We start from the raw sequence: 24,324 nt of genomic DNA, 5'->3' as shown, positions 1-24,324 counted from the left end.
GCCCCCGCCGACCCGTGAATCGGCGGGGGCAGCGCCGTTTCCGGCATCGGGCGCCGGGTTGCATCGACTGCCCCTGCTACCGATCACGCGCGATGCGGCGAGGTGGCGCGATCACATCGGCCGGGTGCCGATCGCGACCGTCGCGTAGTACCGCTCGGACTGTTCGATCCGGGGCACCAGCCCGTGCGCGACCAGCGCGGCGTCGGCGGCATCGATCTGCCCGTTCCCGATCTCGATCAGGACCGACCCGCCCGGTCCCAGCCAGCGGGCGGCTCCCGCGACCACGCGGCGGAACACGTCGAGCCCGTCGGCCCCGCCGTCGAGGGCGACCAGCGGCTCGTGCTCGCGGGCCTCGGGCGGCAGATCCGCGACCCGGGAACTGGGGACATACGGCGTATTCGCCAGCAGCACATCGACGCGCCCGCGCAGATCGGCGGGCAGCGCGTCGAACAGGTCACCGGTGAACACCGGGGCGCTCACCGGCGCGAGATTCGCGCGGGCGCACGCGACGGCGACCGGATCGATATCGGCGGCAACGAGTTCCACACTGTGCCCGCGCGCGGCCAGCTCGCCGGTGGCACTGAGCCCGAGCGCGCCGCACCCGCAGCACAGGTCGACGACACAGACCTGCTCGGACCCGTCCGCGACCCCCTGCACGGCCTGCTCCACCAGGAACGCCGTGCGCTGCCGCGGCACGAACACCCCCGGCCGCACCCCGACCCGCAACCCGCGGAACTCGACCCAGCCCAGCAGGTACTCGAGTGGCGTCCCCGCGACCCGCTGCCCGACGAGGTCGTCCAGCCGGGCCGGGTCACCGGCGGCGGCCTCGATCAGCAAGGCCGCCTCGTCCTCGGCGAACACACAGCCCGCACCCCGCAGCGCCGCGATCACCGGACCGGTCGTGGAATCACCCATGCGGAGATTGTCCCGTGCCGGGCAAGCGAATTACCGGTGGCTCAGCGGGAGCTGTCGAGTTCGAAGGTGCGGGTGGCGTCGAGATAGATCCCGCGCTGGGCACTGCGCGCCGGCGGCGGCAGCTGCGAGACCAGCTGCTCGAGCGAGGTCATCGCGCCCACGACATTCGTGCCAGCCACGATGAAATCGGCGACCGCGCGGCGGATGTGGTTGGGCGAGGTCACCACCACGGCGCTGGTCGCGCCCAGATCGCGCAGCAGCCGGGTGCTGAACAGCGCGTTCTGCACCGTCGACCCGGCCCGGTCCTCCACGTGGATGCGATCGGCGGGCAGGCCGCGCCCGATCAGCCAGCGCCGCATCGCCTCGGCCTCGGAGATCCCGTTCTGCGGGTTGCCGCCGGTGACGACGACCGGCGAGAACGGCGCGGCGACCGCCTGGATCCAGGCCGCGGTGAGCCGGTTCTCCAGTTCGGGGCGCAGCGCGCCGTCGGGCAGCAGGCCGTAGCCCAGCACCACGATGCCGGTCTGCGGACCCACCAGCGCGGGCAGCGGATTGGGCAGCGTGGAGACCGCGGCGGTCACCGCGCGCAGCACCCGGTCGGTGCCGGCGGCCATGCCCGCGTCGACGGCGCCCAGGCGGCCCAGCGCCTCGCCCACCGCGGCCGGATCACCCGCGTAGTGCGACCAGATCGCCTGCAGTGCCAGCGCTTCGGCGTCGTGCGGGTCGGCGGCGATCAGGGCGCGCAGATCGGCGCGGCCCGCGGCGTCGTCGCCGTCGAGGAAATGCTGCTGGGCCGAGTTGTAGAGCGCGGTCGCCTCGCCCTCGGCGCCGGCCGGGCCGACCCCGGCGGTGGTGAGCGCGGCCACCACGGCGGCGGCCGCGGCCACCTGCTTCCAATGCCTGGAGATCTTCACAACAGTCGACACCCTTCCCGCGAACGGATCGGTACGTGCTGGCAGAGCTGACGGCAGAGCTGCCGACACAGTACGGGCGGTCCCGCGCGGCGCCGGGGAGGCTCGGCCGTTCCGCGCGTCGCGGCCCGGCGGTCCGGTGCCCGCCCGGCGGCGGATAAGCTGACCCACCGTGGATACCGCTTCGCTGACCGGCAAGGAACTCGCCGCCGCCATCAACGCCGACACGAAGGAGCGCGCCGCCGCGCTCACGACCGCGGGCACCGCCCCGACGCTGGCGCTGATCGTCGCCAACGACGACCCGGCCAGCGCCTGGTACGTGAACTCGCTGCGCAAGGCCGCCGAACGCCTCGGCATCGCCTGCGAGCGCATCGATCTCGGCGCCGACGCGAGCGCCGAGACGATCCGCGCCGAGCTGAGCGCGCGCAGCGCCGACCCGGCCACCGACGCGATCATGTTGCAGACCCCGCTGCCCGCCGGTGTCGCCCTCGACGACGTGAGCTCGGCCATCGCCGCGAGCAAGGACGTCGACGGCGTGAGCCCGCTGTCGCTGGGCCTGCTGGCCTCGGGCCTCGACGGCTTCGTGCCCGCCACCTCCGAGGCGGTGGTGGAGCTGCTGAAGCATCACGGCATCGCGTTGCGGGGCAGGCTGGTCACCGTGGTCGGGCGTTCCAACATCGTCGGCAAGCCGCTCGCGCAGCTGCTGCTGGCCGAGCACACGACGGTCACCGTGGCGCATTCGCGCACCGCGGATCTGGCCGCCGTCACCGCGCCCGCCGAGATCGTGGTCGCCGCGGCGGGCCGGATCGGGCTGGTCACCGGCGAGCACATCGCCGAGGGCGCCGTCGTGATCGACGTGGGCACCAACGAGGCCGCCGACGGCGGCATCGTCGGTGACGTGGACGCCGCCTCGGTCCTGGGCAAGGCCGCCGCGCTGAGCCCGGTCCCCGGTGGCGTCGGCCCGGTGACCACCGCGCTGCTCATGCGTCACGTGGTCGTCGCGGCCGAGAAGGCCCGCGCCTGAACGGCTTTCGCCCGGTCTAGCGCGCGGGCCCGATCGAGGTGATCAGGGTCTTGCCGCCGATCTCGGCGGTGCCGACCAGCTGCGGGTTGTAGCGGATCGGCACCTCGTCGGGCCGGTATTCGGTGATCGTCACCTGGTAGCGGCCGTCGGAGCCCGCGGGCGAGATCGCCAGGCAGTGCGTGGTGCCGACCGGAATGGTGTCGATGCCGGCCTGGATCTCGGAGCCGGTGGGCAGCGCGGCATTCGCGGCCACCAGGGTGCGTGCCTGGTCACCGGAGCGCGCCACGTAGTAGGCGTGCTGGAAGGCGAGGATGGCCGCGATCCCGTTCTCGGTCCCGCCGGGCCCGTTGCCCTGCACCTGGCTGCCGATCTGCTGGGGTGGGCAGGCACCCGCCGCGGGAGCGGGCACACCCTCGTCGATGGGCGTGCTCGACGCGGTGGATTCCGGTGCGGGACCGCTGAACTGGAACCAGCCCCCGCCGATCAGCACCGCGCCGGCGATCGAGGCCGCCAGCGGGGCGGCCCAGCGCGGCATGCGGCGACGGCGCGAGCGGTCGATCATCCGGGCGAAGACCTCGTCGTCGCCGAGGTAATCCGGTGCGGGACGGTCGTTTTCGGGTTCCGGCTCGTCCTGCGGCTCCCACGGTGCGCGCGCGGGCAGCGGCTCGGGAGCACCGACGGGCTCGGGGGCGCGGGTGTCGGGGGTGATGATCGGCAGTTCGTCGGTGTCGGGGCCGTTGTCGGGCTCCTCGATGGCGAACGCGGTGTCGGCGAGCGCGTGGCGCGCGACGGGATCGAAGCGTCCACCGACCACCGGGAGCCGATCGGTGGGGAAGCTGTCCTCGGTGAGCACGGCCGAGACCGGGATCACCGGAATCCCGGCGGGGGTGGTCGGCCCGCCTTCGACCCGGTGACGGGGCCGCCGAGCCCCGGTCGGTCTGTGTGCATCCGGTCGATCCATCGCCCCACCTTCATCAGGCTGTCGCCGTCAGGTCTGTCTCGCAACGATTTCGTTACGAGGCACGATACTGCGCTGACGGTGGGATCGCCGAATGCCACGAGCGATTCGCGTCACCAGTGGATGTAGACCTGATCGCCGATGCCGACGTTCTCGTAGTACCAGGCGGCGTCGTCGGGGGCGAGATTGATGCAGCCGTGGCTGACATTGGCATTGCCCTGCGAGTCCACCGACCACGGCGCCGAGTGCACGAACACCCCGCCCCAGGTGAGCCGCACGGCCCATTCGCCGTCGATGATGTAGCCCTCGGGCGAGTCCAGCGGGATGCCGATGGTGCGCGAGTCGAAGACCAGCGAGCGGAACTTCTCCAGCACCGGGAAGGTGCCGGTCGGCGTCTCGAAACCGGGCTTGCCCATCGAGGCGGGCATCGTCCGCACCACCTGGCCGCCGATGCTCACGGTGAAGGTGTGCGCCGACATGTTCGCCTCGGCGTAGACCCCGCCGTTGGTCTGGAATTCGGTGCGCTGGGTACCGAATCCGACCGAGATCGGTGAGCTCGCGGGCAGCGTGCCCGCGGCGGTCCACTGCAGGTGGGTGTCGTCGAGCCAGGCGAAGGTGCCCGGCAGTGCCTCGCCCGCGCGGACCGAGGCGGCGCGCTCGGCGCCCGCCCGATCGGTGACGGGGGCGGCGAAGGAGAACGTCACCGGGGCGGCGATGCCGACGACCTGCCCGGCGGCGGGGGATATCCCGGTGAGCCGGGCGTCCGGTGTGTCGGCGACGACGGCCGCGGACGCGGCTCCGGACCAGAACACGGCCAGTAGTGCCGCCATGATCGGGACGAACAGGAAACGAAGTGCGCTCCTCATAAACGCCACCCCTTCACTCACTCGTAGGCGGACACCAAGTCTAGGCCGCCATGATCAACTCGACCTATCGAAGTGATAACGGCCGCCCGGCCCGCCGGAGTGTCGTCTTGTGTTCGTGCTGGTGAGGCACTCGAAAAATCGTTCCCGGTTCGAGACCGGAGCTCAGTGCGCGCGACCCGGCCGGGGCAGCGGCGTGGGCTCGACGGCCAGCGCGGCGTCGAATTCGGCTCTGGCGGCGGCGATCTCGTCGTGGTGGCGCACCACCCAGGCGCCCATCTGCGCGCTGATCCCGCCCAGATCCGCGCCCAGCGGGGTGATCGAGTACTCGACCCGGGGCGGCACGGTGGGATACACCGCGCGGCGCACCAGCCCGTCGCGTTCGAGATCGCGCAGCGTCTTGGTGAGCATCTTCTGGGTGATCCCGTCCAGGCGCCTGCGCAGCTCGTTGAACCGCACCGGACCCTCGGCCGCGCGCAGGGTGCCCAGTACCAGCAGCACCCATTTGTCGGCGAGCACGCCGAGCAGTTGCCGGGCGGGGCAGTCGCGCAGGAACGCCTCGACGGAACTCGCCCGCTCGGTGGTATCCATGAGGTACCACGGTATCCGAAAGGTGCCTACTTCCCGAAGGAGACCGCACCCCGCAGACTCGATCACATGTGGCAGATGGTGCAGACGGTGTTCGGCGGTCCCGAGGTGTTCGAGCGGGAGGAGGCGCCGCGACCGGAGCCGGGTCCGGGGGAGGTGCTGCTGCGGGTGGTGGCCACGAGTGTGAACGCGGCCGACCGCAAGGTGCGCAGCGGCCGCAACGACAAGCTCGGCGCGCCACCGCTGGTCCTCGGGCTCGATGTGTCCGGGGTGGTCGTCGCACGCGGCGCGGGCGCGGCCCGGTTCGCGGTCGGGGAGACGGTGTTCGGCATGGTCTTCGGTGGCGCCAATGCCGAATACGTGGTGGCACACCAGGATCGGCTGGCCGCGGTCCCCGCCGGGCTCGACCCGGTGACGGCCGCGGCGCTGCCGGTGGCCGGGCTGACCGCGTGGCAGGCGCTGGCCGCGGTGCAGCCCGGTACGCGGGTGCTGGTGCACGCCGCCGCCGGGGGAGTGGGCCACCTGGCCGTGCAGATCGCCGTACGCCGGGGCGCGCGGGTCGTCGGTACCGCGCGACCCGAACACCACGGGTACCTGCGCGATCTCGGTGCCGAGGATGTGATCGATTACCGCGCCGTGGATTTCACCACGGCGGTGGGTGAGGTCGACCTGGTGCTGGAGACCATCGGTGACGACCACACCGAGCGGTCACTGCGGGTACTCGGCCCGGACGGCCGCGTGATCGCCCTGGAAGGGCCGGTGGCACACCGGGATTCCCGCGTCGAACGGTTCTTCGTCGAGCCGTCGACCGCCGCGCTGGACGACCTCGCCGCCGCTGTGGGCGGGGGTGAGCTGACGGTGCACCTCGCCGCGATCCTGCCGATCACCGAGCTCGCCGCGGCGCATCGGCGCGGCGAACTCGGTGGGGTTCGCGGCAAGATCGTGCTCACCGCGGAGTGAACTCAGCCGCGCACGGCACGCAGCACGTCGCCGTGCAGGGCGTCGGCGCGCGCGGCGATGGTGTCCACGCGCAGCAGAGCGGCGGCGAAGGAATCGCCGAGGGCGGCGGGCAGCGAGGCGACATTGATCTCGATATTGAGCTGCGAGCTCAGCGCGGCGGAGCGGGCGGCGTCGGCGGCGGCACCGATGTCGGTGACCACGTTCGGGTTGCCGATCGGGAGCAGTTCGGCGGCCAGCGACAGGATCTCGTCGGCCTCGTCGACGACCGCGGCGGGCACCCGGGCGGCCTCCACCAGCGCGGCCTCGATCGCGGCGGTGCGCGCGGCCTGCTCGGCCTCGGAGTCCTTGGGCAGCTTGTAGGAGGCACCGACCGCGGTGAACGCGGCGGCGTCGGCGTCGGCCAGGGCCAGCGCGCGGGCGCGGGCGGCGTCGGCGGCCTCGATGATCCGCTCCACGACCGGCTTGTGCTCGGCGTCCTTGGCCCGAGTGGTGTAGCGCGCCACCATCGCCACCAGCGCCGCGGCCTGGGCGGCGTGCAGCGCGGCCACCGCGCCACCGCCGGGGGCGGGCACCTTCGCGGCCAGATCCGACAGATACTGCTCGATGTTCACCGCACCGAAGGAGGGGGCGAGCTGCTGCGGCGAGACGGTGGGCTGCGACACGACGGGGTGGCCTTTCGATGCGGCGAGAACTGCGACGGTGATCGTTGTCAACGCTACCGGGTGCCCGCCCGGGAACCCCGCCCGACCAGCACCTGTGCCGACAGACCGACCGGTCGGGGTCCGTCGGGTGCCCGGGGCTATGTTGGGTGTCATGCGCATCGGATTGAGCATCAACTACTCGGGCGGTTTCAAGGAGGTGGCGGCCGAGGTCGCGGACCTGGAACGCGCCGGTCTCGACATCGTCTTCGTGCCCGAGGCGTACTCGTTCGACGCGGTGAGCGCCCTGGGTTACCTGGCCGCTCGCACCGAACGCGTGCAGCTGGCCTCGGGCATCCTGCAGCTCTACACCCGCACCCCGAGCCTGACCGCGATGACCGCCGCGGGCCTGGACTTCGTCTCCGACGGCCGTTTCATCCTGGGCATCGGCGCCTCCGGCCCGCAGGTGATCGAGGGCTTCCACGGTGTGCCCTACGACGCCCCGATCGGGCGCACCCGCGAGCTGGTGGAGATCTGCCGCAAGGTCTGGCGGCGCGAGAAGCTCAACTACCAGGGCAAGTACTACCAGATCCCGCTGCCCGCCGAGCGTGGCACCGGCCTGGGCAAAGAGCTCAAGCTGATCAATCGCCCGGTGCGCGAGGACATCCCGGTGCTGCTGGCCGCCCTCGGCCCGAAGAACGTGGAACTGGCCGCCGAGGTCGCCAACGGGTGGCAGCCCATCTTCTTCCTGCCGGAGAAGGCGAACGACGTCTGGGGCGACGCGCTGGCCGCGGGCAAGGCCAAGCGTGACCCGGCGCTCGGCGCGCTGGACATCTTCGCGGGCCCGCCGCTGGCGATCGGCGAGAACGTCACGCCGCTGCTGGAATTCGTCAAGCCGCACCTGGCCCTCTACATCGGCGGCATGGGCGCCAAGGGCAAGAACTTCTACCACACCCTGGCCACCAAGTACGGCTACGGCGCCGCCGCCGACCGCATCCAGGAGCTGTACCTGGCCGGCGACAAGCAGGCCGCCGCGCAGGCCGTGCCCGACGACCTGGTCCGCGACGTGTCGCTGATCGGTACCGAGAGCTTCGTCAAGGAGCGCGTCGCGGCCATGGCCGAGGCGGGCGTCACCACGCTCAACGTCGTGCCGCTGGCCGAGGACGCCCCGGGCCGGGTCAAGCTGATCGAGCAGCTGCGCGGCCTCTGCTGACCCACCGCGCGCACGACGACGCGCCGCCGTCCGGAACTCCGGACGGCGGCGCGTCGTCGTTGTTCAGGACGTGAACGAGGCCAGCGCGGCGGCCAGGGTGGTGTGCATGGCGAAGACCTGGTCCAGGCTGGTCATCTTCAGCTGACGGCTGGTGGCCGGCCCGTCGGCGACCACCGCGATCGAGGTGGTCTCACCCGCCCGCTGATGCGCGGCGACCAGGGTCGCCATCCCGGCCGAGGCCAGGAACCCGACCGCGGTCAGGTCGATCACCAGCGTCGCCGGTTTGTCCGCGAGGATGGCCTCGATGGTGGCGTCCAGCGCGGGCGCGGTGGCCAGATCGACCTCGCCGGTCACGGTGAGGACCGTGACGCCGTCGTGTACCGCCGTGGTGGTGGTCATCGTGTCCGTGAGGGGATACGCGTCTCCGGATGAGTTGGTCACAACTCCAACAACACACAAGTTCGCCCGAATACGCAAGCCCGCGCCCGCGCCGCCGCCGCGATCACGGCCGCGCGCCGACCGGATCGGGCGGGCGCGCGGGCTCGTCACGGCGGCGGGGGCGCAGGCGATCGGCGGCTGTCGCGAACAGCACCCCGGCCACCATGCCGTAGGCGAGATTGTGGGTCGAGACCGTGACGGCCACCGTCACCAGCATCGCCGCGGTCTCGGTCACCGGTACCCGCCGCACGGTCTTCGGGGCCAGCGATCCCCAGTCGACGGTGCCCGCCGCGACCACCACCATCACTGCCGCCAGTGCCGCCATCGGGATGCGGGCCACCAGCCCGCCGAGCCCGACCACCAGCGCGAGCAGGAACACCCCGGCCAGCAGCGTGGAGATCCGGGTGCGTGCCCCGGAGATCTTCACATTGACCATGGTCTGGCCGATCATGGCGCAGCCGCCCATGCCGCCGAAGAACCCGGTCACGAGATTGGCCAGGCCCTGGCCCCAGCCCTCGCGGGTCTTGTCGGAGCGGGTGCCGGTCACCTCGTCGACGAGCGTGGCCGTCATCAGCGATTCGAGCAGCCCCACCAGCGCCATGGCCAGCGCGAACGGCGCGATGATCCACAGCGTCTCGAGATTCCACGGCACCGCGGGCAGCCCGAGCGCCGGCAGGCCGGTCGGCAGCGCGCCCTCGTCGCCCACATCGGGCACCCGCAGCGAGAACACCATGGTCACCGCGGTCAGCACGATGATCACCACCAGCGGCGCGGGTACCGCGGTCGTGAGCTTGGGCAGTCCCACCAGCGCCACCAGCGCGACCGCGACCATCGGATACACCAGCCACGGCACCCCGATCAGATGCGGCAGCTGCCCCAGGAAGATGAGGATGGCCAGCGCGTTCACGAACCCGGCCATCACGCTGGGCCGGATGAAGCGCAGCAGCCGCGCCACCCCGGCCACGCTCAGCACCACCTGGATCAGCCCGGCCAGCAGCACCGTGGCGACCAGGTAGTCGATGCCGTGCTCGCGGGCCACCGGCGCGATCACCAGCGCCACCGCGCCGGTCGCCGCGGAGATCATGGCGGGCCTGCCACCGGTGAACGCGATCGTCACCGCCATGGTGAACGAGGCGAACAGACCCACCCGCGGATCCACCCCGGCGATGATCGAGAACGAGATCGCCTCGGGGATCAGGGCCAGCGCGACGACGAGCCCACCGAGCACTTCGGTGCGCAGCTGCCGTGGCGTGCGCAGCGCGGTGAGGACCGGCCCGTCCCACCGGGAAGGGGAGGCGCCCATGTCGTGCTCCGTTTCTGGTGTTGCGGCCGGCCGGTCCGGCAGCCGATAACCTTAACCATGGCTGAGGTCGCCCTTCCGACCGGTCGGAACGGGTATGCGGGGTGGGCCCCCGGCCGTCTCGGACTAGTCGTACTGTGTGGGCGTGAACATCGATGTGACGCCTTTACCGGGGATCGGCGTATGCAAGGACTTTCCGCTGGCGGAGGCTCGTCGCCGGATCGGCGTGATCGAGCACCGCGACGGGTCGGTGGACCTGGTCGTCTCGCGGCCCGGCGACTACGACACCACCACCTCGATTCCGTTGTCGGTCACCGAGATCGGGGTACTGGCCGGACTGCTCGGCGCGCCCCAGGTGGTGCAGAAGACGCCGACGCTGCCCGTGGTCGGTGAACTGTCCACCCGCCAGTTCGCCATCGACCGGGGCAGCCCGTTCGACGGTCGCCCGTTGCGCGACACCGAGATGCGCACGCGCACCAAGGCCTCGGTCGTCGCGGTGGTCCGCGCCGGTGAGGTGACCCCTTCGCCGGGAACCGATTTCACCTTCATCGCCGGTGATCTGGTGGTCGTCGTGGGCACCGAAGCGGGCCTGGAAGCGGCCGCCCGGCTGCTCGACCAGGGCTGACTGTCGGCGACGATAGTAAAGAGAAGGTAAGGTATCGCCTAGCTGAGGTTAGGTGATCGAATGAATGTAGATGTGACTTCCCTGCCGGGAATCGGTGTGCGGAAAGAATTTTCGCTGACGAAGGTGGACCGCCGCATCGGGGTGGTCGACCACCGCGACGGCGGAACCGACCTGATCTTCACCAAGGTCGGAGACGCGGACACGACAGTGCAGATCCCGCTGTCGGATACCGAAGCCCGGACGCTGGCGAGCCTGCTGGGCGCGCCGCAGCTCGTCGCGCAGCTGCGCGAGGAGCACCGTGAACTCGACGGCGTGAGCACCCGCTCGCTGCCGGTCCCGCCGAACTCGCCGTTCGCGGGCAAGCGCCTGGGTGACACCGAGATGCGGACACGGACCCGCGCCTCGATCGTCGCGGTCCTGCGCGCGGGGCAGGTCATCGCCTCGCCGGGACCGGAATTCGGGTTCGCCGGGGGCGACGTGGTCGTCGTCGTGGGAACCAATGCCGGGCTGGACGCCGCCGCTTCGATCCTCTCCGGCGGCTGAGCCCGTGCAGATGAGTGGAACAACGCTGGCATTGATCCAGCTGGGGGCAGTGTTCTTCGGATTGGGTGTGCTGGGCCGGATCGCGGCGCGTATCGGCCTCTCACCCATTCCGCTCTATCTGATCGGTGGCCTGGTCTTCGGCACCGGCGGACTCATCGAGCTGCACGAGGTGGAGGACTTCATCCACCTGGCCAGCGAGATCGGTGTGGTCCTGCTGCTGTTGCTGCTCGGCCTGGAATACACCGCCGGTGAACTCGTCACCGGGATGCGCAAATCCTGGCCCGCGGGCCTGCTCGACCTGGTGCTCAACGCGACACCCGGCGTGATCGTGGCGCTCATGCTCGGCCTCGGGCCGACCGGCGCGATCGCCATGGCCGGTGTCACCTACATCTCCTCCTCCGGCATCGTCGCCAAGGTGCTCAACGACCTGGGCCGCCTGGGCAACCGCGAGACGCCGACCATCCTGTCGATCCTGGTGTTCGAGGATCTGGCGATGGCGGTGTACCTGCCGGTGCTCACCGCCGTGCTCGCCGGTGTCGGCTTCGTGGCCGGGCTCACCACCGTGGGGATCGCGCTGGTCGCGGTGACCGTGGTGCTCGTGGTGGCGCTGCGCTACGGCAAGTACGTCTCGGCGATCGTGGCCAGCGAGGACCGCGAGATCTTCCTGCTCAAACTGCTCGGTTCGGCGCTGCTGGTGGCGGGCATCGCCTCGGCGGTGCAGGTCTCCGCGGCGGTCGGTGCCTTCCTGCTCGGTATCGCGATCTCGGATTCGACCGCGCACGACGCGACCAAGATCCTCGAACCGCTGCGCGACCTGTTCGCGGCGATGTTCTTCGTGCTGTTCGGCCTGAGCACCGATCCGGCGAGCATCCCGCCGGTGCTGGGCTGGGCGATCCTGCTGGCCGTGGTCACCACCGCGACCAAGATCGCCACCGGCTGGTGGGCGGCCAAACGCGCCGGTGCCTCGCAGCTGGGCCGGGCCAGGGCCGGTACCGCCCTGGTGGCGCGCGGTGAGTTCTCGATCGTCATCGCCGGTCTGGCGGTGGCCGCGGGCGCGGTGCCCGACGAATTCGCCGCGCTGGCCACCACCTACGTGCTGCTGATGGCGGTCATCGGCCCGATCGGCGCGCGCGTGGTGGAACCGGTCATGCGCCTGATCGTCGGCCGCAAGCAGGCCGTGCAGGTGGACCCCGTCTCCGAGTGAGACCCGTTCGTGGCCCCCGCAGCGCGTCGCTGCGGGGGCTTTCGGCGTTCTCACGGCTCGATCAATCCGGCGCGGATGGCGTAGCGGGTCAGGTCGAGCCGGTCGCGCAGGCCCAGTTTCTGCAGGATGTTGGCCCGGTGCCGGTCCACGGTCTTGACGCTGATCACCAGTTCCCCGGCGATCTCGCGCGCGGAGTAGCCCTCGGCGATCAGCTTGAGCACCTCCTCCTCGCGCGGGGTCAGGATGGTCTCGGGCAGCGTGGAGCCCTGGCGGGCCAGGTGCAGATAGTCGCGCACCAGCGCGGTGACGGCGCCGGGATAGAGGAACGACTCACCGCGCATCGTCGCCCGGCAGGCCTCGATGAGGTCGCGGTCGGCCACCGACTTGAGCACGTAGCCGGAGGCGCCCGCCTTCAGCGATTCGAAGAAGTACTGCTCGTTGTCGTACATCGACAGCATCAGGATGCGCACCGACTGGTGGGTCCTGGTGATCTCACGCGCGGCCTGGATGCCGGTCATCCTCGGCATGGCGATATCGAGGATGACCAGGTCGATCTCGTCGTCGGCCAGGGCGGTGACCGCGTCGAACCCGTTGGCGGCCTCGGCGACGACGAGCAGGTCCGGCTCGTTGTCCAGGATCATCCGCAGGCCGCTGCGCACCAGCGCGTGGTCGTCGGCCAGCAGGATGCGGGTGGGGGTGTTCACGCGGGCACCCCCTCGCGGCGCGCGGCCACCGGGATGACCAGTTCCACCGCGGTGCCGCCGGTGGCCGGGGAGGTGATGGTCAGGGTGGCGTCGATGAGCATGGCGCGCTCGCGCATGCCGCGGATGCCCGCGCCGTCCTCGACGGCGCCGCCGCGTCCGTTGTCGGTCACCTGCAGGATCACGCAGTCCTCTCGGGGTTCGATCACCAGGGTCACTTCGTCGGCGCCCGCGTGGCGCAGCACATTGGTCAGGCTCTCCTGCGCCACCCGGTAGCAGACCAGTTCGATGTCGGGGTCGAGCCTGCTCAGCGCCGGGTCCACCTCGCGGCGCACGGAAATGCCCGCCGACCGGGTGAATTCGTGGCACAGCGCGGTGATCGCGCTGGGCAGGCCGAGGTCCTCGAGCACGTCGGGGCGCAGCCGTGAGGCGATGCCGCGCACCTCGTCGAGGCAGCCGCGCACGGTCTCCTGGGCCGCCTCGACCTCCTCGCGCAGACCTGTCGGCGCCCGGTCGACGACGCGTTTGAGCCGCAGCAGCGCCACCGTCAGGCTCTGGCCGATCTCGTCGTGTAGTTCCCGGGCGATACGCCTGCGCTCGCCCTCCTGCGCGGCCAGCGCGGTGCCACCGGCCACCGAGCGCTCCGATTCGAGCCGGTCGAGCATGGCGTTGAAGGTCTCGATGAGCTGATGGAAATCGCCGCTGGCGGGCCGGTCGACGCGGGCCGCGCGGCGCGGCGGATCGACCCGGCGCATGGAGGCGACCAGCTCGTTGAGCGGGGCCAGGCTGGTGCGCAACGCGACGGCGTTGGCGGTGAGGATCACCGCCAGCCCGATGACGAGCACCGGGACCTCGGTCAGCCGCAGCCGGGCCGAGACGGTGGCGGGCGAGAACGCCAGGACCAGCGTGCCGAGAGTGAAGATGACGCCGTTGAGCAGGCAGATGCGCCAGAACAACGCCGTCACCGGCGTGCTGATTCGCTGCTCACGTCCTGCTCGCAGCGCTGCGAGACGGTTCATGCCACCAGCATGCTGGCGCCACTCCTTTCTGTCCATGGGGCGCCACACCCATCACCACCGCCGATCCGGGCTCGCGCCCCGCGCACAAATGGGTGTCAGGGCCGATGGTGGGTCCGCGCGCGCCGATCGAGACTCGATGCAGACGCAATCGACCGTGCCAGGAAGGACCGCTGGGGATGGACATCGACCGGACGACGATCCCAGGGGCTGGCGTGCTGCACAGCTTCCGCACCCGTGGTGGCGCCCGATTCGCCCTGCTCACCGAGTCGGCCGGCGCGCGTCGGCTGCTCGGCTACACGGCGGGCAGTGACGAACCCACGGTCGACATCGCCTTGGAGCCCGACGAGGCCGACCAGGTCGCCGAGCTCATGCACTCGAGCCCGCTCGGCGACCGGCTCGCCCGCCTCGAGCAGCGGCTGGACCTGCTGACCGGGAAGCGAGCCCACCCTTGAGCACTGTCGAATCCCCACGGAGCCACGCCATGCGCGCACGCGATATCGCGATGAACCTGCCGACCGTCCGCACCTCCGACCCGGTCGCGCGGGCGGTGCGGTTGATGGTGGTCAACCGGTTGCCGGGCCTGATCGTCGTCGACGAGGCGGACCGCCCGGTCGCGGTGCTGCCGGGAACCCAGGTGCTGCGCCTGGCGATCCCGGCCTCCTATCACGACGACCCGACCCTGGTACGCACTATCGACGAGGTGCACGCCGACCTGTTCTGGCAGGAACCCGGCAGCCTGACCGTCGGTGACTGCCTGCCCGACGGCGCGGTCAAACCGGCCACCGTCACCCCCGACGCGACCCTGCTCGAGATCGCGATCCTGATGGCGCGCAAGCACAGTCCGCTCATCGCCGTGGTCGACCGTTCGCGCACCCTGCGCGGCGCGATCACCCTGGAACGGCTGCTGACGAGCCTGGCCGTCGTCGGCCCCGGCGACTGAGGGGTCCGGGCCGATGGCCGCAGCCCTCGCCGTGCTGATCTTCGTGGTGGCCTTCTTCTTCATCGCCACGGAGAAAGCCGACAAGGTCAAGACCGTCCTGATCGCCGCGGGCCTGATGGCCGTGCTGGGTCTGATCCCCGGCGAAGAAGTGTTCTTCTCACCGCACGAGGGCATCGACTGGAACGTCATCTTCCTGCTGCTCGGGATGATGATCATCGTCGGCGTCATCAAACAGACCGGCCTGTTCGACTATCTGGCCATCTGGTCGGCCAAACGCTCCAGGGGCAATCCGTACCGGCTGATGGTGATGCTCATGCTCATCACCGCGATCGCCTCGCCCTTCCTCGACAATGTCACCATCATCATGCTGGTGGCCCCGGTGACGCTGGTGGTGTGCCGCAGGCTCGGCATCGCCGCGCAGCCGTTCATCATCGCCGAGGTGCTGGCCGCCAATATCGGCGGCGCCGCCACCCTGATCGGCGACCCGCCCAACATCATCATCGCCAGCCGCGCCGGCCTGACCTTCAACGACTTCCTGGTGCACATGACACCGATCGTGGTGATCACCTTCGTGCTGTTCGTCGCGCTGACCCGGGTGCTGTTCCGCTCGGCGCTGAGCACCGATCCCGGCTCGGTCGAGGCGGTGATGGCCCTGCAGGAGCGGCGCGCCATCCGCGACCCGAAGCTGCTGGTGCGCTCGCTGATCGTGCTGACCGGCGTGGTGATCGGCTTCTGCCTGCACAGCGTCGTCCATGTGGCGCCGTCGGTGATCGCGCTGGTCGGCGCGGGCGTGATGGTGCTGGTCTCGCGCCTGGATCTCGGTGACATCCTGCAGGAGGTGGAGTGGCCGACGCTGGTCTTCTTCATGGGTCTGTTCGTGATGGTCGCCGGTCTCGTGCACACCGGGGTGATCGCCGCGATCGGCAATGCCGCGACCGACCTGGTGGGCGACAACTTCTTCGCCGCCGCGACCGCGCTGGTCTTCGGCTCGGCCCTGCTGGGCGCCTTCGTCGACAACATCCCCTACACCGCGACCATGGCGCCGGTGGTGGAGGACCTGGTCGCGGGGGCTCCGGACCCGGAGACCGGGCAGTCGCTGTGGTGGGCCTTCGCCCTCGGCGCCGACTTCGGCGGCAACGGCACCGCGGTGGCGGCCAGCGCCAATGTGGTGGCCCTCGGGATCGCGGCGCGGGCGGGTCAGAAGATCACCTTCTGGCAGTTCACCAAGTACGGCGCCCTGGTCACCCTGCTCAGCAGCACGATCGCGTGGATCTACGTGTGGGTCCGCTATTTCTGAGGTACGTGCCGGGTGACCAGGCGGTGCGCCAGGCGGGCGGCGGTGCGGGCGGTGCGGGCGTCGATATCGAGGCCGGGGTTGAGCTCGGCGATGTCGGCCACCGCCAGCAGGCCGCTCGCGCTCACCTGATCGCACACCGCCTCGATGGTGGACAGCGCGACACCGAACGCGGCCGGGGCGCTCACACCCGGCGCGACGGCGGCGGGCAGGACATCGAGATCGACGGTGAGATACAGCAGGTCGATCCCGGCCAGGAACTCCGCGACGAACGAGGCGACCCGGGCGGGGTCGGTGCAGTCGTCGTCGAGGAGGTAGCGCGCGCCGAAGCGGTCGGCGGTGGTGAACAGGGCGGCGGTATTGCTCGGCTGGCTGATGCCGAGCACGGCGTAGCGCACGTCGGCATCGGTCTCGAGGATCTGCCGGAACGGGGTGCCGGAACTGGCGACCGGGTCCGGGCGCAGGTCGAAATGCGCGTCCAGGTTGAGGATTCCGGCGATCGCGCCGGGGGTGCGCCGGGCGGAACCGGCGAGGCCGAGGTAGGTACCCACGGCGACCTCGTGTCCGCCGCCCAGCACCACCGGGAACTCCCGGGCGTCCAGCAGCGCCGACACCGTGGCTCCCAGCCGTTGCTGCGCGTCCTCCAGCCCGTCGGTCACCGCGATCGTGCCCGCGTCGGCGGCGCGCAGGGGAGTGGGTAGCGCCATCGGCGCCAGGGCCCTGCGCAACGCGTCCGGTCCGTGGACCGCGCCGGGCCGGCCCTTGTTGCGGCGTACCCCTTCGTCACTGGCGAAGCCGACGAAGACACAGGCGCCGGGCTCGCCACCGGGCGTGTACGGGGTGACCACCTGGTGCCAGCGCAACTGGTCGGGGTCGGTGCCGTCGATACGGCCGGTCCAGGCGTCGTCGGGAATCACGGGACCTCAGTTCGTCACGACGAGTGCGCCGCCACGCCACACCCGGCTGATCAACGGGACACCGGGACGGTAGGCCAGGTGCAGATGTGCGGGCGCGTCCAGGGCGATCGCGTCGGCCCTGGCACCGGGGGACAGCACGCCGATATCGGTGCGCCGCAGGGCTCGCGCGCCGCCCGCGGTCGCCGACCAGACGGCCTCGTCGGGCGTCATGCCCAGCTCGCGCACCGCCAGCGCGAGACAGAACGGCAGGTTCGTCGTGTAGCTGGTGCCCGGATTGCAGTCCGCGCCCAGGGCGACGGTGACGCCCGCGTCGAGCAGGGCGCGCGCGTCGGGATAGCGGTTGCGCGTGCAGAAATCGGCGCCGGGCAGCAGGGTGGCGACGGTGCCGCTGCCGGACAGGGCGTCGATATCGGCGGCCTCGACATGCACCACGTGATCCACCGACGCCGCACCGAGCTCCACGGCCAGTCGCACTCCCGGACCGTGGTGCAGCTGATTGCCGTGCACGCGGGGTACCAGCCCGTGCGCGATCCCGGCCGTGAGGACGGCGCGGGCGTGGTCCTCGTCGAAGGCGCCCTGCTCGCAGAAGACATCGATCCAGCGGGCATACGGCGCGCACTCCGGGATCATCCGGTCGACCACCAGGGCGACGTAGTCGTCGGCGCGTCCGGCGTACTCCGGGGGTGGGACGTGCGCGGCGAGCAGCGTCACCTCGTCGGTCGCCGCGCCCGCGATCCGGACAGCGCGCAGTTCGTCGGCGACGGTCTGCCCGTAGCCGCTCTTGCATTCCACGGTGGTGCTGCCCGCGCGCAGCGACTCCGCCAGCAGTCGCCGCAGGTTCGCGGCGAGTTCATCGTCGCTCGCGGCCCGGGTCGCGGCGATGGTGGTGCGGATGCCCCCGGCGGCGTAGGGCCGCCCGGCCATGCGCGCGGCGAACTCCGCGGCCCGGTCCCCGGCGAATACCAGGTGCGCGTGCGATTCGACGAAACCCGGCAGCACCGCGCGCCCGCCCAGCGCGATCCCGGTGTCGGCGGCCGGGGCGGCGGCGCTGTCACCGACCCACACCACCCGGTCGCCGTCGAACACGATCGCGGCGTCGCGGCGCAGGCCCAGCGGCCCGTCGCCGAGCGCGGGATCATTGGTTACCAGGCTGCCGATCTCGCTCAGCACGGTGGTGGACACGGGTCCTCCTCGCTGCGGGATACGCGCCGGACGGGTTCGCCGAGCGCTACTGTGCGGCTGCACACTCAGGTTTAGCCGAAGACCGCGGGCAGCACCCTCGCGCCGCACCGGATCAGGTCCGGGCACGGTGCCCCGTGCCCGATCATGGGCTCACTCCGCAGCGGCGAGCGGAGACGTCCGAATGGTCCGGGCACGGTGCGCCGCGCCCGATCGTGGGCCCGCTGCGCAGCGGCGAGCGGAGACGTCCGAGTCGAGGGGAGAAGCGTTGTGAGCATCGATCCGAGCATCACGCCGGTCGTCGTGGGGACCGGTCCGGTGACGCCCGCCGAGGTCGTGTGGGTGGCCCGGGAGGGCGCCGGAGCGCGTTTGTCGGCCGAGGCGCTGAGCGCGATCGCGGCCAGCCGCGCCCGCATCGAGGAACTCGCCGCCGACCCGCGACCGATCTACGGCGTCTCGACCGGCTTCGGCGCCCTCGCCGTGCGCCACATCCCGCCCGAGCTGCGCAGCCGGTTACAGCGCAGCCTGGTGCGCTCGCACGCCGCGGGCTCCGGCGCCGAAGTGGAGCGGGAGGTGGTGCGCGCGATGATGCTGCTGCGCCTGTCGACCCTGGCCACCGGGCACACGGGGGTGCAGCCCGTGGTCGCCGAGACCTACGCGGCGCTGCTGTCGGCCGGGATCACCCCGGTCGTCCACGAGTACGGCAGCCTCGGCTGCTCCGGTGACCTCGCGCCGCTGGCGCACGTGGCCCTGGCGGTCATGGGGGAGGGCACCGTGCGCGACGCCGAGGGCACCGCGCGGCCCGCCGCGCACGCGCTGGCCGCCGCGGGGATCGCGCCGGTCGAGCTCGCCGAGAAGGAGGGCCTGGCGCTGATCAACGGCACCGACGGCATGCTCGGCATGCTCGTGCTCGCCTGCCACGACCTGCGCGAGCTGCTGCGGCTGGCCGATGTCACCGCGGCCATGAGCGTGGAGGGACTGCTCGGCACCGACAAGGTCTTCGCCGCCGACCTGCAGGCCCTGCGCCCACACCCCGGCCAGGCCGTCGCCGCGGCCAATATGACCCGCCTGCTGGCGGATTCGCCGATCGTCGCCAGCCACGCGACCCCGGACTGCACCGTCGTGCAGGATGCCTACTCGCTGCGCTGCGCACCCCAGGTGGCCGGCGGCGCCCGCGACACCCTCGCCCACGCCGAACGCGTCGCCGCCGCCGAACTGGCCGCCGCCGTGGACAATCCGGTGGTCACCCGCGACGGGCGGGTCGAGTCCAACGGCAACTTCCACGGCGCCCCGGTGGCCTATGTGCTCGACTTCCTCGCCATCGTCACCGCCGACCTGGCGAGCATCAGCGAGCGCCGCACCGACCGCTTCCTGGACAAGGCCCGCAATCACGGCCTGCCCCCGTTCCTGGCCGACGACCCCGGCGTCGACAGCGGCCACATGATCGCCCAGTACACCCAGGCCGCCCTCGTCGCCGAACTCAAGCGCCTGGCCGCCCCCGCCTCGGTCGACTCCATCCCGTCCTCGGCCATGCAGGAGGACCACGTCTCGCTGGGCTGGTCGGCCGCCCGCAAACTCCGCCGCGCCCTCGACGGCCTCACCCGCGTCCTCGCGATCGAGGCCCTCACCGCCGCCCGCGGCCTGGACCTGCGCACGCCGCTCACCCCTGCCCCCGCCACCGCCGCCGTCATCGCGGCCCTGCGCACCCGCGTCCCCGGCCCCGGCCCGGACCGCCACCTCGCCCCCGACATCGAAGCCGCCGTCGACCTCGCCGCCTCCGGAGCCCTGGTCGCCGCGGCCGAATCGGTGACGGGCCCGCTCGGCTGACCACCGTCTCTCTGGTCGCCGCGGCCGAGTCGGTGACGGGCCTGCTCGGCTGACCACCGTCGCTCTGGTCTCCGCGGCCGAGTCGGTGACGGGCCTGCTCGGCTGACCACCGTCGCTCTGGTCGCCGCGGCCGAGTCGGTGACAGGTCCGCTCGGCTGACCACCGGCTCGCCCTGGCCGTCGCGGCCGGGTCGGTGGCCACGGCTGACCATCGATCGGGCTGGCACACCGGGGCCGGTAGGCGCGGTCCGATGCGCGGCAGGACCGACGCCGGTTACGTGCCGACTCCGGCCGTCGACCCGATCTCGGTCAGTCCGTGCAACACCTCCGGCAACGGCCCTTCGTGCAGCACGCCGAGCCGCTGCGTGGCCCGGGTCAGCGCGACATACAGTTCTGCCGCGCCACGCGGACCGTCGAGGATGATCCGCTCCGGGTCGACCACGAGCACCGCGTCGTATTCGAGCCCCTTGGTCTCCGACGCCGGAATCGTCCCCGGCATCCCCGGCGGCCCGATCACCACGCTGGTGCCCTCGCGCTCCGCTTCGGCTCGCTCGAATTCCGCGATGGCCTCGGGCAATTCGCCGGCGGTCACCGCCCGCGACCACGGCGCCACACCGCAGGCGCGCACCGACTCCGGCGGCCGCACCTCGGGCGCGAACTCGGCCAGCACGGCGGCCGCCACCGCCATGATCTCGGCGGGTGTCCGGTAGTTCACCGACAGCGGGCGATACACCCACCGGCCCGGCACATACGGCGCGAGCGTCTCGTCCCACGAGGTCGAGCCCGCCGCGGACCGGCGCTGCGCGAGATCGCCCACGATGGTGAACGACTTGCCGGGGCAGCGGCGCATGAGCACCCGCCAGTCCATCGCCGAGAGTTCCTGGGCCTCGTCGACCACGATGTGGCGGTAGGTCCAGTCCCGGTCGGCCGCGGCCCGTTCGGCCAACTCCCTGGTGTCGCGTTCGACGAACCGTTCGGCCAGGTCCTCGCCGAAGAGCATGTCCTGGGCGAAGAGGTGGTCCTCGTCGTCCATCATGTCCTCGCGCGAGACCATGTTCTCCAGCACCGCCGCCGCGTAGGCCGCCTGCTCCTTCGCTTCCTTCTCCGCGGTCCGGTCGACCGGCTCGTGCGGGCCGAGCAGGTCGATCAGCTCGTCGAGCAGCGGCACATCCGCGACCGTCCACGCCGTGCCGTCGGCCCGCGCCAGCACCGGGTCCGCCCCGGCCGCGGCCAGCCGCTCCGCGGAGGTGTACAGCTCGGCCAGCAGGGTCTGCGGGGTCAGCACCGGCCAGAGCTCGTCGACGACGGCGGTGAACGCCGGGGTGTCGGCGAGTTCGGTCAGCAGATCGGTCCGGACCTGCTCCCACGCGTCGCGATCCGAGCGGCTCAGCCAGCCCTTGCCGATGCGCCCGATCGCCCGCTCGGTGAGCGCCCAGGTGAGCACCTCCAGGAAGACGGCGCGGGCCTGATTGTGCGGGCGCCCGCTCGCGCGCGCCTCGTCGCGGGCCCACTCGGTGATCCCGGCGTCGATGCGCAGGCGCACATCGGCCAGCTCGACCGAGATCGGCTCGGCGGGCAGCCGCTGGCGATCGGCCACCGCCGCCGCGAGCACCGGCAGGATCGCCGCCGAGCCCTTGATCCGCGTCGCCTCGGGGGAGTCCTCGGCGGTGACCTCGAGCCCCGGCAGCAGCCCACCGGTGGTCGTGAACACCACATTCGTCTCGCCCAGCGACGGCAGCACCCGCGAGATGTGCTGCAGAAACGCCGGATTCGGCCCGACCACCAGCACACCCTGGCGTTCCATCCGCTCGCGCTGGGTGTAGAGCAGATAGGCCACCCGGTGCAGTGCCACCACGGTCTTACCGGTGCCCGGCCCGCCCTCGATCACCAGCACGCCGGGATGGTCGAGCCGGATGATCTCGTCCTGCTCGGCCTGGATGGTGGCGACGATGTCGCGCATGCCCTCCCCACGCGGGGCGTTCACCGCGGCCAGCAGCGCGGCGTCACCGTGCTCCCCGGCGGCGGGCCTGCCCAGCACCTCGTCGGTGAAGCCGGCCACCCGCCTGCCCCGGGAGTGGAACTGGCGCCGCCTGCGCATGTTCTCCGGGTTCGCCGCGGTGGCCACATAGAACGGCCGCGCGGCCGGTGCCCGCCAGTCCAGCAGCAGCGGCTCGAAATCGTTCGCCTCGTCGAACAGGCCGATCCGCCCGATGTAGGAGCGCTCACCGCCCACCGCGTCCAGCCGCCCGAAGCACAACCCGTTGTCGGCGATATCGAGCCGCTTGGCCTCCTTGGCCAGCGCGCGCACCTCGAACTCGCGTTCCATCGGCGACCCCCCGTCCCCGCGCAGCGCCGTGACATACCGGCCCCGCACCCGCGCCCGCTCGCTGTCGAGCCGCGCGTAGAGCCCGTCGACATACTGCCGCTCGGACCGTAGTTCCTCGTCGTACCCGTCCCCGGACATGTGCTCCTCACCGTGCTCGTTGCGCCTGAGCCGACGATTGTGCAGCATCACCGGGGCCTTGCCGCAAGCCCCGGTATCCGCTATATATTGAAAGTGGAAAGGAGCGTGTTCCTCCTATTCCGCTCCTTCCGCTCCCGCTCCGTCCCGGGAAAAACCCGCATCCACCGCCGTCGCGTCGGCCGTGACCACCCGTTCGACCGGCTATGGTGCGCTGGCACAGGCACCCCGCGTACGAGTCGGAAGGATGCACCCGTGGAGACCACGACAGCCGCGAAACTCGAACTGCTGCACCGGAACCTGGCCGCCGCTCGCGAGCCCTCGGGGGCCGCGGGGGTGGCGAAACGGGCGGCCAAGGGGATTCCGGGGCCCCGCGAGCGGATCGACATGCTGCTCGACCCGGGCAGTTTCGTCGAAATCGGCGCGCTGGTACGGCAACCCGCCACCGCGAACGCCCTCTACGGCGACGGCGTGGTCACCGGACGCGGCACCGTCGAGGGCCGACCCGTGGTGGTGATCGCCCACGACCAAACGGTTTTCGGCGGCTCGGTCGGAGAGATGTTCGGGCGCAAGGTCTCCGCGGCCATGGACGCCGCCGCCGACATCGGCTGCCCCTTCGTGGCGATCAACGACTCCGGCGGCGCGCGCGTGCAGGACGCGGTCACCTCGCTGGCCTGGTACGCGGCGATGAGCCGCAAACAGCTGCGGCTGTCCGGCGTGGTGCCGCAGGTCTCGATCATGCTGGGCAAGTGCGCGGCGGGAGCGGTGTACTCACCGATCAACACCGACGTACTCATCGCCACCGAGTCGGCGTACATGTTCGTCACCGGGCCGGAGATCATCCGCGAGACCACCGGCGAGGAGGTCACCCTCGACGAACTCGGCGGCGCCTACCACCAGGCCGAGCGCGGCAACATCCACCACGTCGCCCCGGACGAGGCGAGCGCCTTCGCCTGGGCCAGAACCTATCTGGGCTACATGCCGACGAGCTGCTTCGAACAGCCGCCGGTGATCAACCCCGGCCTCGAACCCGGACTCACCGCCGCCGACCGCGAACTCGACACGCTCATCCCGGATTCCGACCGCGCCGGCTACGACATGTACGACGTGCTGCTGCGCGTCTTCGACGACGGCGAGTTCCACGAGATGGGCGAGAACGCCGCCCGCAACCTGATCACCGGCTTCGCCCGGGTCGACGGGCGCAGCGTCGGCGTGGTCGCCAATCAGCCGCTGGTCGCCAGCGGCGCCATCGACGCGCGCGCCTCGGACAAGGCCGCCCACTTCATCCGCCTCTGCGACGCCTTCGGCCTGCCGCTGGTCTTCGTCGTCGACACCCCCGGCGTGCTGCCCGGCGTGGAGGAGGAGAAGATCGGCGTGATCAAACGGGGCGGCCGGTTCTTCTACGCCGTCGTCGAGGCCACCGTGCCCATCGTCACCGTGGTCGTGCGCAAGGCCTACGGCGGCGGGTACGCGGTGATGGGCTGCAAACAGCTCGGCGGCGACGTGAACCTGGCCTGGCCGACCGCGCGGATCGCGGTGATGGGTGCCGAGGCGGCCGTCGGCCTGACCCAGCGCCGCACCCTCGACGCCATCCCCGAGGCCGACCGGCCCGCGCTCCGCGCGCAGATGGTGGACTTCTACAACGCCACCATCGCCACCCCGTGGACCGCCGCCGAACGCGGCTACATCGACGCCGTCATCGAGCCCTCGGCCACCCGCCGCGAGATCCGCAAGGCCCTGCACCTGCTGCGCGACAAGACCGTGCGCCACGGTCCGCGCAAACACCGCCTCATGCCGCTGTAGCGGA

General features: G+C 71.5%; 24 protein-coding genes. 11 read left to right on the top strand and 13 right to left on the bottom strand.

Translation table 11 applies throughout. From position 1 onward, the window contains the following. Nucleotides 1–111 precede the first annotated feature (111 nt). Nucleotides 112–915, bottom strand: a complete 804-nt coding sequence (locus ACFC06_RS06125; protein ID WP_375928379.1) for a putative protein N(5)-glutamine methyltransferase — start codon at nucleotides 913–915, stop codon at nucleotides 112–114. Nucleotides 916–956: 41 nt separating this feature from the next. Further along, entirely contained in the window at nucleotides 957–1,829 is an 873-nt protein-coding gene (locus ACFC06_RS06120) for a YdcF family protein (RefSeq protein WP_375928377.1), read from the bottom strand. A 169-nt stretch (nucleotides 1,830–1,998) separates the two neighbouring features. Between ACFC06_RS06120 and ACFC06_RS06115 the strand changes: the two genes are divergently transcribed. Further along, complete coding sequence (locus ACFC06_RS06115; RefSeq protein ID WP_375928375.1) at nucleotides 1,999–2,850, top strand: bifunctional 5,10-methylenetetrahydrofolate dehydrogenase/5,10-methenyltetrahydrofolate cyclohydrolase; 852 nt, start codon at nucleotides 1,999–2,001, stop codon at nucleotides 2,848–2,850. Nucleotides 2,851–2,866: 16 nt separating this feature from the next. Here the strand turns inward: ACFC06_RS06115 and ACFC06_RS06110 are convergent, their stop codons facing one another. The 3 genes from ACFC06_RS06110 to ACFC06_RS06100 form a co-directional block, all read right to left on the bottom strand. Beyond that, entirely contained in the window at nucleotides 2,867–3,811 is a 945-nt protein-coding gene (locus tag ACFC06_RS06110; RefSeq protein ID WP_375928373.1) for a hypothetical protein, read from the bottom strand. 110 nt (nucleotides 3,812–3,921) lie between these two features. Beyond that, nucleotides 3,922–4,674 carry a L,D-transpeptidase family protein gene (locus ACFC06_RS06105; protein ID WP_375928372.1) on the bottom strand — a complete coding sequence of 251 codons (753 nt, stop codon included), beginning with the start codon at nucleotides 4,672–4,674 and terminating at the stop codon, nucleotides 3,922–3,924. A gap of 162 nt (nucleotides 4,675–4,836) precedes the next feature. After that, nucleotides 4,837–5,262, bottom strand: coding sequence for a winged helix-turn-helix transcriptional regulator (locus tag ACFC06_RS06100; protein ID WP_375928370.1), 426 nt, complete (start codon nucleotides 5,260–5,262; stop codon nucleotides 4,837–4,839). 66 nt (nucleotides 5,263–5,328) lie between these two features. Between ACFC06_RS06100 and ACFC06_RS06095 the strand changes: the two genes are divergently transcribed. Continuing rightward, nucleotides 5,329–6,219, top strand: coding sequence for an NADP-dependent oxidoreductase (locus tag ACFC06_RS06095; RefSeq protein ID WP_375928368.1), 891 nt, complete (start codon nucleotides 5,329–5,331; stop codon nucleotides 6,217–6,219). 2 nt (nucleotides 6,220–6,221) lie between these two features. Here the strand turns inward: ACFC06_RS06095 and ACFC06_RS06090 are convergent, their stop codons facing one another. Beyond that, entirely contained in the window at nucleotides 6,222–6,881 is a 660-nt protein-coding gene (locus tag ACFC06_RS06090) for a cyclodeaminase/cyclohydrolase family protein (protein ID WP_375928366.1), read from the bottom strand. Between the two features lie 151 nt (nucleotides 6,882–7,032). On the opposite strand from ACFC06_RS06090, the gene ACFC06_RS06085 reads away from it, so the two are divergent. Next, a complete protein-coding gene (locus ACFC06_RS06085; protein ID WP_375928365.1) occupies nucleotides 7,033–8,070 on the top strand; it encodes an LLM class F420-dependent oxidoreductase in 1,038 nt (345 codons plus the stop codon). 63 nt (nucleotides 8,071–8,133) lie between these two features. Here ACFC06_RS06085 and ACFC06_RS06080 read toward each other — a convergent pair whose 3' ends face one another. Together ACFC06_RS06080 and ACFC06_RS06075 are read right to left on the bottom strand one after the other, a co-directional pair. Next, entirely contained in the window at nucleotides 8,134–8,469 is a 336-nt protein-coding gene (locus tag ACFC06_RS06080; protein ID WP_375928363.1) for an STAS domain-containing protein, read from the bottom strand. A gap of 103 nt (nucleotides 8,470–8,572) precedes the next feature. Beyond that, the gene (locus ACFC06_RS06075) at nucleotides 8,573–9,811 is read right to left on the bottom strand and encodes a SulP family inorganic anion transporter (RefSeq protein ID WP_375928361.1); all 1,239 of its coding nucleotides are present in this window, start codon (nucleotides 9,809–9,811) and stop codon (nucleotides 8,573–8,575) included. Nucleotides 9,812–9,953: 142 nt separating this feature from the next. Between ACFC06_RS06075 and ACFC06_RS06070 the strand changes: the two genes are divergently transcribed. From ACFC06_RS06070 to ACFC06_RS06060, 3 genes are read left to right on the top strand one after another with little or no spacing between them, the layout of a single operon-like run. Further along, nucleotides 9,954–10,433, top strand: coding sequence for a cation:proton antiporter regulatory subunit (locus ACFC06_RS06070; RefSeq protein WP_375928359.1), 480 nt, complete (start codon nucleotides 9,954–9,956; stop codon nucleotides 10,431–10,433). Nucleotides 10,434–10,493: 60 nt separating this feature from the next. Then, on the top strand, nucleotides 10,494–10,976 hold the full coding sequence (locus tag ACFC06_RS06065; RefSeq protein ID WP_278264464.1) for a cation:proton antiporter regulatory subunit: 483 nt from the start codon (nucleotides 10,494–10,496) through the stop codon (nucleotides 10,974–10,976). A gap of 10 nt (nucleotides 10,977–10,986) precedes the next feature. Continuing rightward, nucleotides 10,987–12,180, top strand: coding sequence for a cation:proton antiporter (locus ACFC06_RS06060; protein WP_375928357.1), 1,194 nt, complete (start codon nucleotides 10,987–10,989; stop codon nucleotides 12,178–12,180). 50 nt (nucleotides 12,181–12,230) lie between these two features. Here the strand turns inward: ACFC06_RS06060 and ACFC06_RS06055 are convergent, their stop codons facing one another. Next, complete coding sequence (locus ACFC06_RS06055; protein WP_375928355.1) at nucleotides 12,231–12,884, bottom strand: response regulator; 654 nt, start codon at nucleotides 12,882–12,884, stop codon at nucleotides 12,231–12,233. After that, nucleotides 12,881–13,900 (bottom strand): histidine kinase, encoded by a 1,020-nt coding sequence (locus ACFC06_RS06050; protein ID WP_375928353.1) that lies wholly within the window; start codon nucleotides 13,898–13,900, stop codon nucleotides 12,881–12,883. Before ACFC06_RS06050 ends, ACFC06_RS06055 begins: the two co-directional genes overlap by 4 nt. A gap of 176 nt (nucleotides 13,901–14,076) precedes the next feature. On the opposite strand from ACFC06_RS06050, the gene ACFC06_RS06045 reads away from it, so the two are divergent. Genes ACFC06_RS06045 through ACFC06_RS06035 form a run of 3 tightly spaced genes read left to right on the top strand, consistent with a single transcriptional unit; the run spans nucleotide 14,077 to nucleotide 16,137 of the window. After that, a complete protein-coding gene (locus ACFC06_RS06045; protein WP_375928351.1) occupies nucleotides 14,077–14,352 on the top strand; it encodes a hypothetical protein in 276 nt (91 codons plus the stop codon). Between the two features lie 29 nt (nucleotides 14,353–14,381). Continuing rightward, the gene (locus tag ACFC06_RS06040) at nucleotides 14,382–14,840 is read left to right on the top strand and encodes a CBS domain-containing protein (RefSeq protein ID WP_375928349.1); all 459 of its coding nucleotides are present in this window, start codon (nucleotides 14,382–14,384) and stop codon (nucleotides 14,838–14,840) included. 13 nt (nucleotides 14,841–14,853) lie between these two features. Then, nucleotides 14,854–16,137: an SLC13 family permease gene (locus ACFC06_RS06035; protein ID WP_375928348.1), complete on the top strand. Its 1,284-nt coding sequence runs from the start codon at nucleotides 14,854–14,856 to the stop codon at nucleotides 16,135–16,137. Here the strand turns inward: ACFC06_RS06035 and hutG are convergent. Together hutG and hutI are read right to left on the bottom strand one after the other, a co-directional pair. Continuing rightward, entirely contained in the window at nucleotides 16,128–17,051 is a 924-nt protein-coding gene (gene hutG, locus ACFC06_RS06030) for a formimidoylglutamase (RefSeq protein WP_375928346.1), read from the bottom strand. The two genes, ACFC06_RS06035 and hutG, sit on opposite strands and share 10 nt — an antisense overlap. A 6-nt stretch (nucleotides 17,052–17,057) precedes the next feature. Then, a complete protein-coding gene (gene hutI / locus ACFC06_RS06025) occupies nucleotides 17,058–18,233 on the bottom strand; it encodes an imidazolonepropionase (protein WP_375928344.1) in 1,176 nt (391 codons plus the stop codon). 267 nt (nucleotides 18,234–18,500) lie between these two features. On the opposite strand from hutI, the gene hutH reads away from it, so the two are divergent. Then, the gene (gene hutH / locus ACFC06_RS06020) at nucleotides 18,501–20,057 is read left to right on the top strand and encodes a histidine ammonia-lyase (protein WP_375928342.1); all 1,557 of its coding nucleotides are present in this window, start codon (nucleotides 18,501–18,503) and stop codon (nucleotides 20,055–20,057) included. A 273-nt stretch (nucleotides 20,058–20,330) separates the two neighbouring features. Here hutH and helR read toward each other — a convergent pair whose 3' ends face one another. Further along, nucleotides 20,331–22,520 carry an RNA polymerase recycling motor ATPase HelR gene (gene helR, locus ACFC06_RS06015; protein ID WP_375928340.1) on the bottom strand — a complete coding sequence of 730 codons (2,190 nt, stop codon included), beginning with the start codon at nucleotides 22,518–22,520 and terminating at the stop codon, nucleotides 20,331–20,333. Nucleotides 22,521–22,772: 252 nt separating this feature from the next. Here helR and ACFC06_RS06010 point away from each other — a divergent pair, with 252 nt between their 5' ends. Beyond that, nucleotides 22,773–24,320: an acyl-CoA carboxylase subunit beta gene (locus ACFC06_RS06010; protein ID WP_375928338.1), complete on the top strand. Its 1,548-nt coding sequence runs from the start codon at nucleotides 22,773–22,775 to the stop codon at nucleotides 24,318–24,320. Nucleotides 24,321–24,324: the final 4 nt, after the last annotated feature.

The sequence above is a fragment of the Nocardia sp. NPDC056064 genome, from assembly GCF_042266925.1.
Taxonomy (GTDB): domain Bacteria; phylum Actinomycetota; class Actinomycetes; order Mycobacteriales; family Mycobacteriaceae; genus Nocardia.
This window is presented reverse-complemented; position numbering and strand designations above follow the sequence as displayed.

Bases quoted from the DNA above. Each gene is read 5' to 3' on its own strand.
- ACFC06_RS06110 (WP_375928373.1), bottom strand. From the start codon at position 3,811: ATGGATCGACCGGATGCACACAGACCGACCGGGGCTCGGCGGCCCCGT.
- ACFC06_RS06065 (WP_278264464.1), top strand. From the start codon at position 10,494: ATGAATGTAGATGTGACTTCCCTGCCGGGAATCGGTGTGCGGAAAGAA.
- ACFC06_RS06105 (WP_375928372.1), bottom strand. From the start codon at position 4,674: ATGAGGAGCGCACTTCGTTTCCTGTTCGTCCCGATCATGGCGGCACTA.
- ACFC06_RS06125 (WP_375928379.1), bottom strand. From the start codon at position 915: ATGGGTGATTCCACGACCGGTCCGGTGATCGCGGCGCTGCGGGGTGCG.
- ACFC06_RS06040 (WP_375928349.1), top strand. From the start codon at position 14,382: ATGCGCGCACGCGATATCGCGATGAACCTGCCGACCGTCCGCACCTCC.
- ACFC06_RS06060 (WP_375928357.1), top strand. From the start codon at position 10,987: ATGAGTGGAACAACGCTGGCATTGATCCAGCTGGGGGCAGTGTTCTTC.
- ACFC06_RS06075 (WP_375928361.1), bottom strand. From the start codon at position 9,811: ATGGGCGCCTCCCCTTCCCGGTGGGACGGGCCGGTCCTCACCGCGCTG.
- ACFC06_RS06085 (WP_375928365.1), top strand. From the start codon at position 7,033: ATGCGCATCGGATTGAGCATCAACTACTCGGGCGGTTTCAAGGAGGTG.
- helR (WP_375928340.1), bottom strand. From the start codon at position 22,520: ATGTCCGGGGACGGGTACGACGAGGAACTACGGTCCGAGCGGCAGTAT.
- ACFC06_RS06095 (WP_375928368.1), top strand. From the start codon at position 5,329: ATGTGGCAGATGGTGCAGACGGTGTTCGGCGGTCCCGAGGTGTTCGAG.
- ACFC06_RS06050 (WP_375928353.1), bottom strand. From the start codon at position 13,900: ATGAACCGTCTCGCAGCGCTGCGAGCAGGACGTGAGCAGCGAATCAGC.
- ACFC06_RS06100 (WP_375928370.1), bottom strand. From the start codon at position 5,262: ATGGATACCACCGAGCGGGCGAGTTCCGTCGAGGCGTTCCTGCGCGAC.
- ACFC06_RS06080 (WP_375928363.1), bottom strand. From the start codon at position 8,469: ATGACCACCACCACGGCGGTACACGACGGCGTCACGGTCCTCACCGTG.
- ACFC06_RS06045 (WP_375928351.1), top strand. From the start codon at position 14,077: ATGGACATCGACCGGACGACGATCCCAGGGGCTGGCGTGCTGCACAGC.
- ACFC06_RS06035 (WP_375928348.1), top strand. From the start codon at position 14,854: ATGGCCGCAGCCCTCGCCGTGCTGATCTTCGTGGTGGCCTTCTTCTTC.